Raw genomic sequence first — 13,907 nt, forward strand, 5'->3', positions numbered from 1 at the left:
GCGCCGTAGCGATATATCCGGCCCACATAATGATGTGTCGGATATGCAGACTCCAGTTCAGAATCCCCTTGTCAGGGGATATTTAGTTAATGAGTACAATAGCCTCTTCTGGAATGGAGGAAGGAACGGGAACGCCCATATCATTCCCCTGATTATCGACAATCTTCTTATTTTTTACTCTTCCTAACATTGCTGAATGTTTTGTTTGCTGCTGCAAAGCAGACATCAGACCTTCTGTATCGGCAGACCAGATATAAACTCGCTTACCGTAAATAATATGATGAATATCATAAACGGGTGTTATACCGATTTGCTCAGATGTTAACGTTCCTCCTGAATTACGTTTGTCTGGATATTTATAAAGATAGTCATTGATAACATTTGCGAAATGGACAAATTCAATTGCTTCCTGTTTTGCAGGAAGCAACTTCATTCGCTGTATGGTTTGGTTATTGTTATCTGTCAGATAGTAACTGCCTATTGACAGGAATATCAGGAGCAAGCTGAAGAACCAACCCATAGCGATTACTCCTGTTGTGTGTCTTTAATTGTGATTACGCATTGTGAAATATTCCTGAATGCGTATAACGGTTTATCTGCTGAAAGATAAAGCATCAGCGTATCTTTTAATGCAGATTCAAAGTTTCCCCGGAAAATAAGAGGAGCATCTATTCTGTAGTTCACAGGAGTATCCCATACAAGATTCCAGGTTGAATTACCACACGGTGAACTTGACGCCCATTCGGTGAGGCCATCCCGCAGCGTCGAACCTTTTTTAAGATTCCAGGTGAGTTTTTCTGTCTGTTTTTGCGGAACGGTGACAGGCGTTAGCGGTTTTTGAGGTAACTTGTCAGAGGAAACTGGTGTCCTGACAGGAGATGCAGGGGTTTTGTCAGGAGATACAGGTGCTTTTTGTGATGTTTTCCCTTTCTGTTGTTGAAAATCAATCAGAAGATGTCTTTTTTCGGTGTTCTTAATTACCGTCAGACCGTAGTTGCGAAGCATTTTATCCAGGACATAAGGCCATTGATCGTTGCCCTGCCAGGATATCGTGCGACGGAAAGTTTTCGTTACCTCCGGGGATATTTCAGCCGTCCAGTCCGATGGGACAATTTCTTTTAATGCTTTTTGCAGCGAGCCTTTACCATCATGGCGAACAAAGTAAATTTGCTTTTCAGGTGTTGATGGGCCTGTAAGCGTGGTGGCCGGAACAGCGTTGTTAGCGTTTTTTTTCAGAAAACCGCTTTTTGACATTAGCGGTGGTTGTTCAGGACGCGGTTTTGTCTGCTGATCAGTCTTTTGTGCCGTTTGTGCCTGATGGTTGTTGCTACTGATTGGCTTTGCGGGAGAGAGTGCTGGTTGTTCAGAATGCTGTTTAGTTGCTCCTTTGGCTGCTGTTTTTATCTCACCAGATGAAGTTATGCTGTTTGTTGTCGGCTTCAGAAAACTATTATTGCTGCCCTGGTTTTTTGGCGCTGTCGCTGATTGCTCAGAACGTGGTTTTACGGTTTCTGCAATACGAGGCGCGGGAGTTACGTTTATGGCTTCCTTTTTGAGATAATTATCATTGCTGTATTGAACAGTGCTGTTTGGCTGTGACACGGGCTGCTGAAGGGCCACCCCGTTATGGTATGTGTCTGCTCTTACCTGCTCAATTGTGGTATTCAGTTCATACCAACCTCCTTTTGCCTGTGCGGGTTCAGGGGCATGGGAACACGCATTCAGCAATAATGTGGTGGGAATAATAATGAGCTTTTTCATGGTTAACCCCAGGAACGTCCGAACTTACTCATGATTTTTGAGATCGCCGCAGGGTCTGCGGTCGTGCATTGATTAAGAAACGCTTTTCGGGCATCAAAGGTTTTGCTCCAGCGAATAGATCCCTTTTTCTTTTTGATGATATTAAAGAAGTCCTTTTCGGCGCTTTTGCATTCGCTCCCGCCGCCGCTACCGATAGCTTTACCGTACAGACAAAGAACGGAAGCACACGGATCAGACGCATATACGGGGGCAGTGAGTGCGATAGCACTTGCGGCAACCATCGATAAAATGATGGATTTCATGGTGTTCCTCCATATTTCAGGCAAAAGAAAACCCGCACGAGGCGGGTTACTTGACAGGTTTAAAATATCAGCGGGTATCTGCCATGTGATAGACGTCGCTGCCTTCTCTTTTTCCCACAGAAATCACAAGCAAAACGACCTTCTCATCAATTACCTGATAAACGAGCCTGTAACCGGATGCGCGAAGCTTAATTTTGTAACGGTCAGTATGACCATGTAGCTTGGCTGCGGGGACGCGTGGATTTATCAGGCGTTCTGACAGTTTCTTTTTGAATTGCTCACGAACAGTGTGACCGAGTTTTTGCCATTCCTTCAGTGCTCTGTGGTCAAATGCCAGTTCATAAATCATCCAGGTTAACCCTTACAATGTCTGGATTTTTCATTCTTTCATCAGCAATTGCGTTGAGTTCAGCGTCTTCAGCGAGTTCCCGGTAGTAGGCATAAAGTTCTGGTGGGACACAGTAGAACGCTGGTTCATTTCGGTTCAGGATTGCGACGGCATCCCCTTCTCCTTCGGCTACAGTTCCCATAGGATTTTTTTTCAGGTCAGTAATACTGGCTGCTGTCGTAGTCAGAATTTGGTAGCTCATAAGTCCTCCATTTGTATCATGGAGATTGTAGCACCTTAAAAAGACTTTTAAAGGTGCTTTTGATTGTGGGGAACGACAAAAATGATCCGGGGTTGGGAATCAACGCACGTGTGGCGTAATGATGACAATCCGGTTCTCACTTTGGCTATCAGCATTAACTCCAGTAAAACCACTCACGATAAGGGGCTGGTCCGGTTTGAGTAAAATATTCTGCTTGACAGTCAGTTTCCGTATCGGGTCAGTGGTTGTGAGTAGCAGGTGGAAATTTCCACGCTCAATCTCCGGTGCTATCCGCATTGTGAAGCCAGCAGTCCGATCTTTTTCAGCCAGTGTAGTGTCACCGGATATTGCCTGACGGGGGATCAGTTCCGTGGCAGGTTCCCAGCTTCCGGCAGATGTTGTTTGTGATTCAACGCACGGGGTACTCTGCATTATTTTGCGGATTGTTTCGGAGGATATCGCCTGACCGTCATCAAAGAATGCACTACGGAAAATCACGTTCTGATTTTTGGCAAACAAGCCTGGATGCCGCTCGCTCAGACTTTCGTATATATTCATACCATTCAAACAAACAGGAGAACTGTCCGGCAGGTCTGTTCGCACGGTATCAATTTTCAACGTTATCTGGTGGTCATTTGAGGTTAACGGTGACTCAGGTACTGGTTGTGTTTTGCTATCCGCGCAGCCTGACAGTAATGCGGTGGCGGCAACCATCGATAAAATGATGGATTTCATGGTGTTCCTCCATATTTCAGGCAAAAGAAAACCCGCACGAGGCGGGTATGAATGAGCCATTAAAGGCGGAATTGCACTCTTTGTTTAGTTTTGATATCTATCCTGTTGCATCATCAGAACAGAATACTGGAGTTAAGTTGGTTATGGCGCGGTTTTATTTAAATGTACCTTTTGAAGAAAAGGAGTTAGCCAAACAAAAAGGGGCGCAATGGGATCAAGAACAACGGAAATGGTTTGTTCCACAGGGGAAAAATCCAATTTATTTTATTCAGTGGATAAAAGAATTAAACGAACATGATTACAATATTTTTTCTCAACGTTTTTATATTGCGGAAAGTTACCAGTCATGTTGGCGCTGTAAGAAAATAACTCCTGTTTTTGGTGTTTTTTTGCCTCGTTGGTTTAGTTATAGAGATGTTGTTTGTGGGGTTAAACCTGCTGAATGGGAAGGTCGCATATTAGATAAATGGTATGAAACATCTTCTCCACGAGGGATGGTATATTTTGATTCAAAGAAAAATATAATTTATCAGTGGTTAACCAATCCAAAAGCATGGGCTATTTTATCCAACGTAAGAAGGATATCATCTTCTGCGTTATCAATAATCAATAAGCATTCTAAGTTATATTATCCAGCCTATAGTAAAACAGCGAAAATGACCTACTACGCGAATCATTGTTGTCATTGTAAATCAATGCAGGGAGACTTTATGATGTTTGATGAACCAGGTGGTGTGTTTTATCCAGTCACATCTGAACAAGCGAAGAAAATAAAACTTCATGAAGTAATAAATGAAACAATTTTTGCTAATGCAAACCACAGGCAAGCCATAGAGTAATGCTTGGTAGTGGAGGTTTTATAAATCTTTACGCAAGATAAAACCCGCGCGAGGCGGGTTTTATTATTGTTTCGCTTACTCATATTAATCTAATCGTGACTTGTTCATCACCTAAATGTCTCTCTCAATTTCTTCTTATACTCTTCTTTTTTTATCTGCTCTAATGCCGTGCGAGCATTATCACAATTCTGGTCTGTAATTTCGCCTTTTCTGCACTGCTCAATGGTTTTAGCAGCTTCGGCTGGGTTGCTTGTATAGTATTCAACAGCGTAAACTTTTTCTTTACATCCTGCTAACATGAATACTGCAAATAGCATGGATGATGCAATAATTACATTTCGTGACTTGTTCATCACCTAAATGTCTCTCTCAATTGGCGAACATATACTTCTTTTTGAGCTTTGCGTTCAGCTTCAAGCTGTCTCTCTGCAATATCATATTGCTTCAATTGTAGCTCCATTGTCAATTTTTCTGTATTCAATTGGTTAGATAAGTCAGCTTTTTTTTGCGGAGTATCTGCTGACGCGAACTCCTTCTGTAACGTGGTTAATCTCTTAGCCCTTTCCTGTATTTCATTGTTGAAGTTTTCATAGAATTTGATCTTAGCCAGGATTGCATCATATTTTTGTTGCGTCTCTGCAACGTTGCTTGATAAGTCATATTGCGATCGCAAAGAGCTAAGATCTGATTTTGCACTATTTGTTATTGTTGATAGAGAATCCTTCATATAGCTGGATGCGCTATCAAAGCCATTGCTGAAATCAGTGAAGCCTTCGAGTCTTTTCTTCTGTTCTTCAGCGTATCTTATGGTCTGTTCATATTGTTGCTTGAGTTGCTCAAGCTGTCTTGCCGCTTCAGCGGCACGATTTAGCCCTTCTTCAACTGTTTTAGCTATCGCTGTAACGTCTACTACTGGAATACCAGATGCAAAGATTGATGGTGATGTTACGGTAATTATTCCAGCAAAGAGAACGGACAGGACTTTATTTTTCATGTTAATCACCCCGGTTTAATTATATTTCCAGACCTCGGGGTTCGTCCCTGCAATGATTTGGCAGCGCCCCGTCCAGCCTGGTAAAATGGCATTGACATTTGTTTGGAGAAACCTCCTGCGAAAGCGCGAAGCCCTGATGCTCGCATAAAACCGGATGCAACCTTACCTCCAAAGCCATTAGCGGCTGATGTAAGGCCATTTATACCTACCCCACCTGTTAATGTAGAACAGAGCGTGCCAACCTGTTCTACAAGGAATACAGAGATAACAATGACCATAAAGAAATAAATCACTGTTGTGAGGGTTATATTTCCGCTTGACGGGACGGTTTGCTCCACAAAACTGATAACGAAACTGAAGGATATACTGTAAAAAAGATTAAGTAGAATGTAGTTAAGACAACTCCCCACCCATGCTGTAAACATATTTCTTGTTGAAGCAAACAGGGAAAAGCAAATAAACAAAATTCCGGCGGATAAGAGAATGCCAACCATGAATGTGGATAGGCATAAGAAAATAGCTGTGTAATAGATAAGTAGTAATCCGCCCCCATAACCGATGAGCCAAACGATATGCACATTTATTAGATCTCCGAGGTCACTCCAATCTAGAGCATCTAATGCTTTAATCTTATAATCGTTTAAACTCGTTGAAAGCATATTCCACAAATTATCAACACTGGTTGCAGAGCTTGAATTACCCGTTACAGCAGCAGAAAGGTCGGAGCCTGCGTGCATGACAAACGGAATCACAAACTCACTGTAATAAGGTGCTGAATAAGTGAATGCACCAACCAGGGCGAATGCACCGATATTCTTAGTCACCTCGCTCATCAGGACGTCACGTTGGGCATACGTGATTTCATATATTAGATAAATAACGTATAAGGCTATAGCCGCAAAGAATGTAGGAGATATTGCCTGTGCGACCTTAGCGGCGTTCGTCGCCGCTGTGGATTCAACAATGGTTGTTACTTTCTCAAGAAATTCTGAAACAATGTTCATAGCTTAGTCCTTCTGGCAGATGAAGAGTTCACCAGAGGCACTAATATTTGGCTTCAGCTTAATTACCAGGTCTGTGCCGAAAAAAATTGCTTCTCCAATTTTTTGGAAATTTAATGTGGATTCTTCTTTATTGTAACTATAAACGTTGTGGGTCGCTGTCGATGTTTTGGTTTTACGTGGTGTAAACGCTTTTTTAATGATGTAATCGAGAGCGTGGCTGTTATGAGATGGTAAAGTGATTAAATCGTCGTTTTTTTTCATAATGTAGTTCTGATTTTTGAGGTTGAAGATAATTGTCGGTCAATGCTTTTGATTTTTTTTCGTATCTCAATTGGATTCGCCTCAGATAAGTTAGCAATGGATAAAGCCAGTTCGATTTGTAAAATTTTCCTTGTTTCGATGAGATTGATTTTTACTTGTGGTATATCACGGAAGACACCACAGCCGGTAATTGCTTTTGAAACGACACGTTCTGTATTCGCTATGCTTTTCTTTACTGTTCGAGGGGGGACATAACGTGCACGGCGAAGTTTTCTCAGATTAGCTTTTGCTTGAGTCATGTAATGTGTCCAGAGTTATAATTTTATTTCTTTGCATGATTCCCCTTTACGGCACACAGATACACGGTTATTTATCACATTCACCACTGTCACAGTTCCGTCGTCGCATTGAGTGACGATGAAAGGGTATTCGTTGATTTTTGTACAGTGAGATTGTTCTCCTGCTATTGCAACCACAACCGGGCTAATAAATAACGCCAGAACAGATGCCAGCTTAATAAAAGCACTCATTTTTGTATGCCCTATATAAATAAATACTTTCTTCAAATCCTGAATATACTATCTGAATACAGAAGCGGTCCTGTTCTCCTGAAGTAAGGCTTCATTATTTTATGGGCCATTGGATGGGTAGTATGTACGGGTATTGATAGAATGAATTTTGAATGTCCTGTTTTTATTGCATTCAGAAGTTCGTCAATTTCTTTTTGAGATGTCGTTGCTTTCATCAACAAGTGCCTCAATAAGTTTATTAATACACGCCCGTTCTGCCGGAACCTCCCGGCCTGTAATCGGGTCAAAAACGACATGATCGCTTTCAACGTAACGTAAACGGTGATAGACATCTATACGGAGTTTTGTTTTAGCAGCTTCACGTTCAACTCGAGTTAACTCTTCTTTTTCTCGTTTGCTGCTGAAAAACAGAAACCAGATCATTGCTATGATAATTACTAAAAAAGGGATAACGGTGCCTAAAATAATTACTAAAAAAGGGACAACGGTGCCTAAAATGCTTACCATTTCTGCCATGCCATCCAGAATAGATTGAATCTTTCCTGTGGCTGTGGTGGTTGTTACTGGTTCAGCAAAATCAGAAACAGTGTCTGATAAAAATGTAAATAAACGGGCAGATAAACCAAATAGCACGCCAAAAACTAGAACTTTTATTATCGAACCGTATACATTTAATAGACTGTATTCTTCCTCTTTAGGCGATTCAAAGTTTTTTGCCCTTTGTGTCTGCTCTTGTTTAGAACCAGAAACACCTCCGATGAATAAGCCAATACCACCAGTACCTAAACCAATACCCCCACCAGTACCATTCCATTTACCTGTTGTTGTTTCTTTAGCTACAATAGCTGCAAGAGAAATTCCTTCATTTGCGTTTCGCATAGAATTTTCCTCATACTATTCCTGTGACACTTAACACCATCAATAAAATATGTAATGCAGTAATTTTTTTTAGCGTTTTTTTATAGACTTCAATAAAATCCTTATCCAGAAGTCTGATAATAAAAATACATAGTGCATTCATCGCTGCTCCTGTAAGCGGAATTAACAACGAAAGATGCATGATTTATTCCTTGTTTTCACTCTTGTCTTCGATGGTCATTACTTTAAGAGTTATTCCTTGCATGTCTGTAACAATAACTCTTGTTCCCGCAGGGTAGTTTTCATTGTGTAACGTCTCAACAGGCCAGAATGTATCACCAATAAGTAATTGCCCCTTGCCGTTCACAATATCGTCACTGAGAGTAAATTCTTTTCCTTTAAAACGTGAATGCCCTGTGTTCACCAGGAGAGTATCTAATTTCTTATGTTTTTTGTCATAGAGGAACTTAATTATCGACGCCAGTATGCTGATTGATGCAAAGAAGCATATATTGGCTTCTTGTGATATCGGAAGAAAAAAGCCCACAATGGCGCTTGATAATGCACCAAGACTGATTAAGAGTAACCATCCTGTTCCGGTTATAATTTCAAGTGCAATACACAGAAGAAACAGTGTAAACCATAACATGGCTAATCTCCATGATAAAAGGGAGAAATTGAATAAAGAAGATGAAGGTAGTTATAAACGCCAAATGCATAAATTAGCAGAAAGAAGCCAAAGAATATGCCATTAAAACTCCATATTAACAGGGGCAGCAGAGCCATCGCTATCATCACCCCTCCGAAGTTCAGCCATAATGGAAATATTGATGCGATGTGGTTTAGTATTTTTTCTCCTTTGTTCTCATCTTTTGTAATAAAAAGAAGAAAGCTCCATGCCCCCATAGGGATTATATGTAAAATAAGAAGGATGAACCCATAAGTTTTCATTTAAATGATTTGCTCATTCGTGAATATGAATATGAGGACGGTGATTAAAACAATATTGTCACCGTCCGCTATCTGTTTTAAGACAAATATTGTTGAGCCTGTTTCATATCAACTTTGTGAGTATCCTGTGATACGTTTTTTAGCAGTTCACTGATACCTGCAACCGAACTCACCAGGCTACTTGAATCAAGCGGCATCATAACCAGTTTACTGTTTGATGCTGTGCCAATTGCCTGGAGTGCTTCAGTGTATTTTTGCGCAATAAAGTAATTAACAGACTGAACGTCACCTTCAGCGATTGCATCCGACACCAGTTTTGTTGCGCGAGCTTCCGCTTCTGCCTGACGTTCGCGTGCTTCAGACTGAAGAAACGCTGATTGCCGTTCCCCTTCCGCTTTCAGTATTTGAGACTGTTTTTCTCCTTCCGCCTTCAGAATTTGTGACTGGCGTATACCTTCCGCTTCCAGAATCTGGGCACGCTTAGTACGTTCCGCTTTCATTTGCGCGTTCATCGCCTTAGTCAGTTCTTCTGGTGGTTTAACATCCCGAATTTCAATACGTGTGACCTTAATTCCCCACGGATCAGTTGCATAATCGACAACCGTTAACAGCTTAGAATTGATGCTGTCACGTTGAGAAAGCATATCGTCGAGATTCATTCCACCAACGACAGTTCGGATATTGGTCATGACAAGATTTGAAATAGCTGATGCAAGATTATCGACTTCATAAGCTGCCTTCGCTGCATCAATGACCTGGATAAAACAAACAGCATCGATAGTTACGTTTGCATTGTCTTTCGAAATAACTTCCTGTTTAGGAATATCCAGGACGGTTTCCATCATGTTGATCCGTTGACCTATGCGGTCCATAAACGGGATCAGGAAGTGAAGACCGGGGGAAAGCGTATGGGTATATTTACCAAAGCGTTCCACTGTCCAGGCATTACCTTGCGGCACGATTTTGACGGCAGATTTAACGAATATCAGCGCGACTAAAATTAATAAGAGTAACGGAATAGATGTAACTATTGGCGTAATTATAGCGTCAATCATGATTAATCCTCTCCCCATTCATCACAATATGCTTCAACCGGAGTTTTTCCTGCTTCATAATCACCACGCCATGCTTCCGCATCGGCGGCATTTCCACCGCGTAACTCTGCGTAATCCATTAATAGCTCGTGCCATTCTTCAAATGTCACTGTTTTTTTAGTGGAACCAAAATCAGCCATATGTATTTCCTGCATTTTGTGGAGGTATCTCTTTGCAAATGAAATCTGAAATATGAACATCAACAGAAAAACACTTTCCTGCTTCTTTTTCTTTTGAGAAGTTTTTTCTGCATTCTTCAGCGGTCATAGGGAAGTCGCTGTAATGAGTCCATTTCACGGGGCCACCACCTGGTTTTTTGATGGTTGCGTTTATTTGGTACTTAGGCATTCAAAAATACCTCCACTCGATCACCTGTCTTTCTTGAACACATCCAGCGGCGCAGTTCTGTAAAACTATCCTGGATCTCACAACGGGTACTTTTCATTGTGACAGTTGGTATATTGTCGTAGCTGGCATATGCAATCTCTTTTTTTGGGGTGCGCAATATGCCTTTGTCAATATCAAGAATCCTGAACGCACTAATTCTTCTTTTGTGCTCGTTAAATAGTGTTCGTTTAGTTGCTGTTATCTGCTTCTGTGCTTCCTGGTAAATGTAGGTAAGCACATCATAAGATTGTTGCTGTGTAATAAGGAAATTACGGCTAACATCCGTTGTTGTGAGCGTTTTATTATTTCTTAATCCCCAATAAGCAACGATGATATAGAGTGGATATCCTTTCAAATCTGCCACACATTCAGGAATGACAGGATTAATTTTTAACTTACGCGCCATATTTTCTCCCGGTTGTTTGTCTGAAATAGAAACATCCCCGGAATACAGCGTCATAAGCTAATTATGAAAAGTTGCAGCCACTCACTACAGGCTCTTTATCTGATTGTTCATCATCATGCATAGCTAAACCCCCTTACCTGGAGTGGAGACTGGCAAATCTGGTGTACTTCTGCGTTGCAGCCTGTACGACTTGCTCAGGGAGAGAGTGAGTGAGATTAACTCAACGCGAGTTCACCAAATAAGGGGGTTTAAGTATGCAGAATGATATTTGCGGATAAAGAGTCGTTACCTGTGTAGATGGCGCGGCACGTCACTCTGTTACGTAGCCCGTTGCTGACAGATGCCAGCGGTGCTTGAAATGCACGAATAATAACCTCCTTATGCCAGGGCTTTAGGCAATGACCGCTGTCCGGGGTTGTTAAAGAGCATGAGATGACAAGCGTTCTAACGGGCGTCAAAGAGTGCTCATTTTCCAGGCAATGAGCACAAAAAACGCGATGAACGCGCTTTTTACAATCATCTGGATAGTATTGTGTGTGCGACATTTAAAACCTGTCAATGCCAGAAGAGCGATCTAATGATCTGTATAATATCTAAAAAACAGAATAATATTCTGTTTGTTAAATGGTGTACGATCTAAAAATCTAGATAATACTGTTTGCGTGGTTTATTCGATCGTGTGAGTGGGTGTATGTAGTCAAAAAAACTTTTTTGAATATACAAAATTCTGAATTTCTGATTTTGTAAGGTTTTGTATGGGGAACGTCAGTAAAGAAGGGGCTTCACTAGCTGTTCTGAAAACGATTTTGAAGCTGTCAGAGATGTGTGTTGAATCAAAAAGGAAACGAGCCAGGCTTGAACATCGTTGATCGATTGCGCCCATGCTGCTAAATTTGCAGGCAAGTTTTCCGCGATTTGTAAATGCAGAAAACGAGGTGCTGAAATTTTGTTCGAGAACGTAAATTTCAGATAAAGAAAACCCCCGTAATCTCGTCTTTTCCAGGGAGCGCAGATTAGCGGGGGCTGACATCAAGGCAGAGCCTTGAGCTTATTTATTTCAGGTATGCTTGTTACCTGAGATGGAGTTTAATTCCATGAGAAGGAAATATCAACTCTTACAGTGCAAGCTAAGTGCAGCTTGCTGTGATTAGCAAACGTCACTGGTCTGAACTATCACCGGAAGAGCAGGTCCGTTTCTGGCAGGACTACGAAGCGGGTATTGAAAGCTCATTCCTGGTCCTCCAGGAAAACAAAGGCGGAACAACAAAACGTCGCCGGGGTGAACATTCCACTAAGCCAAAGTGTGAGAATCCAGCCTGGTTCCGTCCCGACAACTATAAGGCGCTGGGCGGACAGTTGGGCCACGCTTACAATCGTCTCGTTAAAAAAGACCCGGTCACTGGTCAGAACACACTCAGAATGCACATGTCGTTGCATCCATTTTATGTACTGAAACGTCAGAGTGTCGGTCGCAAATATAAATTCCGACCGGAAAAACAGCGGCTGCTTGACGCAATATGGGTTGTACTTGTGAGTTTTTGTGATCGTGGATTGCACACTGTCGGCATGTCTGTCTCCCGCCTGGCAGAAGAAATAAGCCCAAAAGACAGTAAGGGAGACGTGATTCCTGAAACCGCAGTCACAGTATCGCGCCTTTCCCGTCTGCTGGCAGAGCAGGTTTCCTTTGGCACGTTGGGAACGTCAGAAAAGACGATATGGGACCGTGAATCCCGCCAGCGACTGCCGAAATACGTCTGGATCACCGAAACTGGCTGGAAAATGCTGGGAGTTGATCTGGTGAAACTTCAGGAACAGCAACGTAAACGCCTTGCAGAAAGTGAAATCCGTCTGCAATTGATTAAAGAAGGCGTTATCCGCGAGGGCGAAGAAATCTCTGTTCACTCGGCTCGTAAACGCTGGTATGCGCAGCGTTCTCTCGATGCCATCAAGTCCCGACGTAAGAAAGCAGCGGAGCGCAAACGTGCTAATCGCCTGGCAAAACTGCCGTATGATGAACAGCGAAACGAAATTGCGCGGTTTATTCTGAAGCGTATGCCGCCGGACGAAGCGTACTGGTGCACTAAAGAAAGATTAGAGCAACTGGTAGCCAGAGATCTACGTCAGCTTGAACTGGCTCTGACAGCTTCGCCACCCCACTAGTTTAGCTGCCTGATACAATCGGCACTCTCTTCAGCCCCTTCGGGGCTTTTCGTGTTGCCTGCATTTCATGAAATTCCTCATATTTGACGACCGTTTTTCATTTTGTCCCGCTCTGACAGTTTTTTGATGGCCGCAATAGGGTATCGGAGTAAAAACGCCTTCGGTTATCCACAAAAACCCGCAAAGGAATAGCTTCAGAAAGCAGCAAACATAGAACATCAAACCCGCAATATATTCTTAACCCCTGTTCTTTAATCCCCTGCGTTGCTTCGCCGCAGGGAAAATATTTATCTTTGAAACAACTGTGGATAATTACAAAAATGCCTTCGCTTGCAGCGGCTAACGCCGCGCCGCTCAGAATATAAAAGTACCTCCCACCGCTTCGCGGCGGGCATATGGACTTCTGCCTAATGAAAAACAAAGCCCCTCCAACCCTCTTACAAAAAAACGCTGCAAATACTCAGCCACAGCGCCCAACCCATCACTGAAAAGCGCCGCCGCCCCCGCCCGAAGGGCGGGAACAACATCGCTTTCAATAATGGATGTTGTAACTAAGAAATCACATGGCTGTCAGTCTTCTGGCTGGAAGTACCAAGTACACGCTCGTAAGCGGTCCTGGCGGCCCGCTAACGCGGAGATACGCCCCGACTGCGGGTAAACCCTTGTCGGGACCACTCCGACCGCGCACAAAAGCTATTTCATGGCTGAAAGCGGGTATGGCTTAGCAGGATGGGGATAGGTAAGGTGAAACCTATCAATCAGTACCGGCTTACGCCGGGCTTCGGCGGTTTTACTCCAGTATCATATGTAACAACGGAGTGCCGCCTTCCATGCCGCTGGCGCGGCATCAAAAAAGAAAGCCCCCCAATGACGGGGGAAATAGCGTTTTGATCAAAATAATAATGCTAGTGTGCTTCTTGCGTGCCATCTTAACTTCCAAAGGGTACTCCCGCCGACATAAGGCGGGAGGGGAATTTGGACGGGCTTGAAAAGCCCGAAAGGTGATCAGCCACGCTGATGTTGAATGTATTGCTT

20 protein-coding genes and 1 pseudogene are annotated in these 13,907 nt (G+C 42.7%); 3 read left to right on the top strand and 18 right to left on the bottom strand.

What is annotated here, in order from left to right; translation table 11 throughout:
- Positions 1–82 precede the first annotated feature (82 nt).
- The 6 genes from pilM to ACJHWT_RS20955 form a co-directional block, all read right to left on the bottom strand.
- Positions 83–520 (bottom strand): type IV pilus biogenesis protein PilM, encoded by a 438-nt coding sequence (gene pilM, locus ACJHWT_RS20930; protein ID WP_000539665.1) that lies wholly within the window; start codon positions 518–520, stop codon positions 83–85.
- Between the two features lie 5 nt (positions 521–525).
- Positions 526–1,761 (bottom strand): TcpQ domain-containing protein, encoded by a 1,236-nt coding sequence (locus ACJHWT_RS20935; RefSeq protein WP_072652802.1) that lies wholly within the window; start codon positions 1,759–1,761, stop codon positions 526–528.
- Positions 1,762–1,763: 2 nt separating this feature from the next.
- Positions 1,764–2,063 carry a TrbM/KikA/MpfK family conjugal transfer protein gene (locus tag ACJHWT_RS20940; RefSeq protein ID WP_000835764.1) on the bottom strand — a complete coding sequence of 100 codons (300 nt, stop codon included), beginning with the start codon at positions 2,061–2,063 and terminating at the stop codon, positions 1,764–1,766.
- Positions 2,064–2,130: 67 nt separating this feature from the next.
- Positions 2,131–2,412, bottom strand: a complete 282-nt coding sequence (locus ACJHWT_RS20945; RefSeq protein ID WP_000638823.1) for a type II toxin-antitoxin system RelE family toxin — start codon at positions 2,410–2,412, stop codon at positions 2,131–2,133.
- Positions 2,402–2,653, bottom strand: coding sequence for a type II toxin-antitoxin system Phd/YefM family antitoxin (locus ACJHWT_RS20950; protein WP_000121741.1), 252 nt, complete (start codon positions 2,651–2,653; stop codon positions 2,402–2,404). The genes ACJHWT_RS20945 and ACJHWT_RS20950 overlap by 11 nt, the downstream gene beginning before the upstream one ends.
- Before the next feature lie 99 nt (positions 2,654–2,752).
- A complete protein-coding gene (locus ACJHWT_RS20955; RefSeq protein WP_015059536.1) occupies positions 2,753–3,388 on the bottom strand; it encodes a hypothetical protein in 636 nt (211 codons plus the stop codon).
- A gap of 47 nt (positions 3,389–3,435) precedes the next feature.
- Between ACJHWT_RS20955 and ACJHWT_RS20960 the strand changes: the two genes are divergently transcribed.
- On the top strand, positions 3,436–4,227 hold the full coding sequence (locus ACJHWT_RS20960) for a DUF5710 domain-containing protein (RefSeq protein ID WP_226102801.1): 792 nt from the start codon (positions 3,436–3,438) through the stop codon (positions 4,225–4,227).
- 107 nt (positions 4,228–4,334) lie between these two features.
- Here ACJHWT_RS20960 and ACJHWT_RS20965 read toward each other — a convergent pair whose 3' ends face one another.
- From ACJHWT_RS20965 to ACJHWT_RS21020, 12 genes are all read right to left on the bottom strand, one after another.
- Positions 4,335–4,580 (bottom strand): EexN family lipoprotein, encoded by a 246-nt coding sequence (locus tag ACJHWT_RS20965; protein WP_063080371.1) that lies wholly within the window; start codon positions 4,578–4,580, stop codon positions 4,335–4,337.
- On the bottom strand, positions 4,580–5,221 hold the full coding sequence (locus ACJHWT_RS20970) for a type IV secretion system protein (protein WP_062897948.1): 642 nt from the start codon (positions 5,219–5,221) through the stop codon (positions 4,580–4,582). The genes ACJHWT_RS20965 and ACJHWT_RS20970 overlap by 1 nt, the downstream gene beginning before the upstream one ends.
- Before the next feature lie 5 nt (positions 5,222–5,226).
- On the bottom strand, positions 5,227–6,225 hold the full coding sequence (locus ACJHWT_RS20975; protein ID WP_063084539.1) for a type IV secretion system protein: 999 nt from the start codon (positions 6,223–6,225) through the stop codon (positions 5,227–5,229).
- A gap of 3 nt (positions 6,226–6,228) precedes the next feature.
- A complete protein-coding gene (locus ACJHWT_RS20980) occupies positions 6,229–6,486 on the bottom strand; it encodes a hypothetical protein (RefSeq protein ID WP_000739144.1) in 258 nt (85 codons plus the stop codon).
- The gene (locus tag ACJHWT_RS20985) at positions 6,483–6,785 is read right to left on the bottom strand and encodes a hypothetical protein (protein ID WP_001360345.1); all 303 of its coding nucleotides are present in this window, start codon (positions 6,783–6,785) and stop codon (positions 6,483–6,485) included. Before ACJHWT_RS20985 ends, ACJHWT_RS20980 begins: the two co-directional genes overlap by 4 nt.
- A 414-nt stretch (positions 6,786–7,199) precedes the next feature.
- A complete protein-coding gene (locus tag ACJHWT_RS20990; protein WP_021503155.1) occupies positions 7,200–7,895 on the bottom strand; it encodes a yhbB protein in 696 nt (231 codons plus the stop codon).
- Between the two features lie 10 nt (positions 7,896–7,905).
- Positions 7,906–8,076: a hypothetical protein gene (locus tag ACJHWT_RS20995; protein ID WP_000550721.1), complete on the bottom strand. Its 171-nt coding sequence runs from the start codon at positions 8,074–8,076 to the stop codon at positions 7,906–7,908.
- Positions 8,077–8,079: 3 nt separating this feature from the next.
- Positions 8,080–8,523 carry an NfeD family protein gene (locus ACJHWT_RS21000; protein WP_000964333.1) on the bottom strand — a complete coding sequence of 148 codons (444 nt, stop codon included), beginning with the start codon at positions 8,521–8,523 and terminating at the stop codon, positions 8,080–8,082.
- A gap of 379 nt (positions 8,524–8,902) precedes the next feature.
- Positions 8,903–9,880 carry an SPFH domain-containing protein gene (locus ACJHWT_RS21005; RefSeq protein ID WP_063084540.1) on the bottom strand — a complete coding sequence of 326 codons (978 nt, stop codon included), beginning with the start codon at positions 9,878–9,880 and terminating at the stop codon, positions 8,903–8,905.
- Positions 9,881–9,882: 2 nt separating this feature from the next.
- Positions 9,883–10,059 (bottom strand): hypothetical protein, encoded by a 177-nt coding sequence (locus tag ACJHWT_RS21010; protein WP_045146385.1) that lies wholly within the window; start codon positions 10,057–10,059, stop codon positions 9,883–9,885.
- On the bottom strand, positions 10,052–10,267 hold the full coding sequence (locus ACJHWT_RS21015) for a DUF1187 family protein (RefSeq protein ID WP_001127357.1): 216 nt from the start codon (positions 10,265–10,267) through the stop codon (positions 10,052–10,054). The genes ACJHWT_RS21010 and ACJHWT_RS21015 overlap by 8 nt, the downstream gene beginning before the upstream one ends.
- Positions 10,260–10,766 (bottom strand): CaiF/GrlA family transcriptional regulator, encoded by a 507-nt coding sequence (locus tag ACJHWT_RS21020; RefSeq protein ID WP_001326595.1) that lies wholly within the window; start codon positions 10,764–10,766, stop codon positions 10,260–10,262. The genes ACJHWT_RS21015 and ACJHWT_RS21020 overlap by 8 nt, the downstream gene beginning before the upstream one ends.
- A gap of 1,077 nt (positions 10,767–11,843) precedes the next feature.
- Between ACJHWT_RS21020 and repA the strand changes: the two genes are divergently transcribed.
- Positions 11,844–12,872, top strand: coding sequence for a plasmid replication initiator RepA (repA, locus tag ACJHWT_RS21025; protein WP_001175212.1), 1,029 nt, complete (start codon positions 11,844–11,846; stop codon positions 12,870–12,872).
- A gap of 700 nt (positions 12,873–13,572) precedes the next feature.
- Positions 13,573–13,763: pseudogene (locus ACJHWT_RS21030) on the top strand (hypothetical protein).
- Positions 13,764–13,907 lie beyond the last annotated feature (144 nt).

Origin of the sequence: Escherichia sp. WS338 (genome assembly GCF_046486405.1) — a bacterium.
GTDB classification, from domain to species: domain Bacteria; phylum Pseudomonadota; class Gammaproteobacteria; order Enterobacterales; family Enterobacteriaceae; genus Escherichia; species Escherichia coli.

Coding starts and splice junctions, on each gene's coding strand:
- ACJHWT_RS20955 (WP_015059536.1), bottom strand. CDS start 3,388: ATGAAATCCATCATTTTATCGATGGTTGCCGCCACCGCATTACTGTCA.
- ACJHWT_RS21000 (WP_000964333.1), bottom strand. CDS start 8,523: ATGTTATGGTTTACACTGTTTCTTCTGTGTATTGCACTTGAAATTATA.
- ACJHWT_RS21015 (WP_001127357.1), bottom strand. CDS start 10,267: ATGCCTAAGTACCAAATAAACGCAACCATCAAAAAACCAGGTGGTGGC.
- ACJHWT_RS20970 (WP_062897948.1), bottom strand. CDS start 5,221: ATGAAAAATAAAGTCCTGTCCGTTCTCTTTGCTGGAATAATTACCGTA.
- ACJHWT_RS20935 (WP_072652802.1), bottom strand. CDS start 1,761: ATGAAAAAGCTCATTATTATTCCCACCACATTATTGCTGAATGCGTGT.
- ACJHWT_RS21005 (WP_063084540.1), bottom strand. CDS start 9,880: ATGATTGACGCTATAATTACGCCAATAGTTACATCTATTCCGTTACTC.
- ACJHWT_RS20950 (WP_000121741.1), bottom strand. CDS start 2,653: ATGAGCTACCAAATTCTGACTACGACAGCAGCCAGTATTACTGACCTG.
- ACJHWT_RS20975 (WP_063084539.1), bottom strand. CDS start 6,225: ATGAACATTGTTTCAGAATTTCTTGAGAAAGTAACAACCATTGTTGAA.
- ACJHWT_RS21020 (WP_001326595.1), bottom strand. CDS start 10,766: ATGACGCTGTATTCCGGGGATGTTTCTATTTCAGACAAACAACCGGGA.
- ACJHWT_RS20940 (WP_000835764.1), bottom strand. CDS start 2,063: ATGAAATCCATCATTTTATCGATGGTTGCCGCAAGTGCTATCGCACTC.
- ACJHWT_RS20985 (WP_001360345.1), bottom strand. CDS start 6,785: ATGACTCAAGCAAAAGCTAATCTGAGAAAACTTCGCCGTGCACGTTAT.
- ACJHWT_RS20990 (WP_021503155.1), bottom strand. CDS start 7,895: ATGCGAAACGCAAATGAAGGAATTTCTCTTGCAGCTATTGTAGCTAAA.
- ACJHWT_RS20945 (WP_000638823.1), bottom strand. CDS start 2,412: ATGATTTATGAACTGGCATTTGACCACAGAGCACTGAAGGAATGGCAA.
- pilM (WP_000539665.1), bottom strand. CDS start 520: ATGGGTTGGTTCTTCAGCTTGCTCCTGATATTCCTGTCAATAGGCAGT.
- ACJHWT_RS20980 (WP_000739144.1), bottom strand. CDS start 6,486: ATGAAAAAAAACGACGATTTAATCACTTTACCATCTCATAACAGCCAC.
- ACJHWT_RS20960 (WP_226102801.1), top strand. CDS start 3,436: ATGAATGAGCCATTAAAGGCGGAATTGCACTCTTTGTTTAGTTTTGAT.
- ACJHWT_RS21010 (WP_045146385.1), bottom strand. CDS start 10,059: ATGGCTGATTTTGGTTCCACTAAAAAAACAGTGACATTTGAAGAATGG.
- ACJHWT_RS20995 (WP_000550721.1), bottom strand. CDS start 8,076: ATGCATCTTTCGTTGTTAATTCCGCTTACAGGAGCAGCGATGAATGCA.
- ACJHWT_RS20965 (WP_063080371.1), bottom strand. CDS start 4,580: ATGAACAAGTCACGAAATGTAATTATTGCATCATCCATGCTATTTGCA.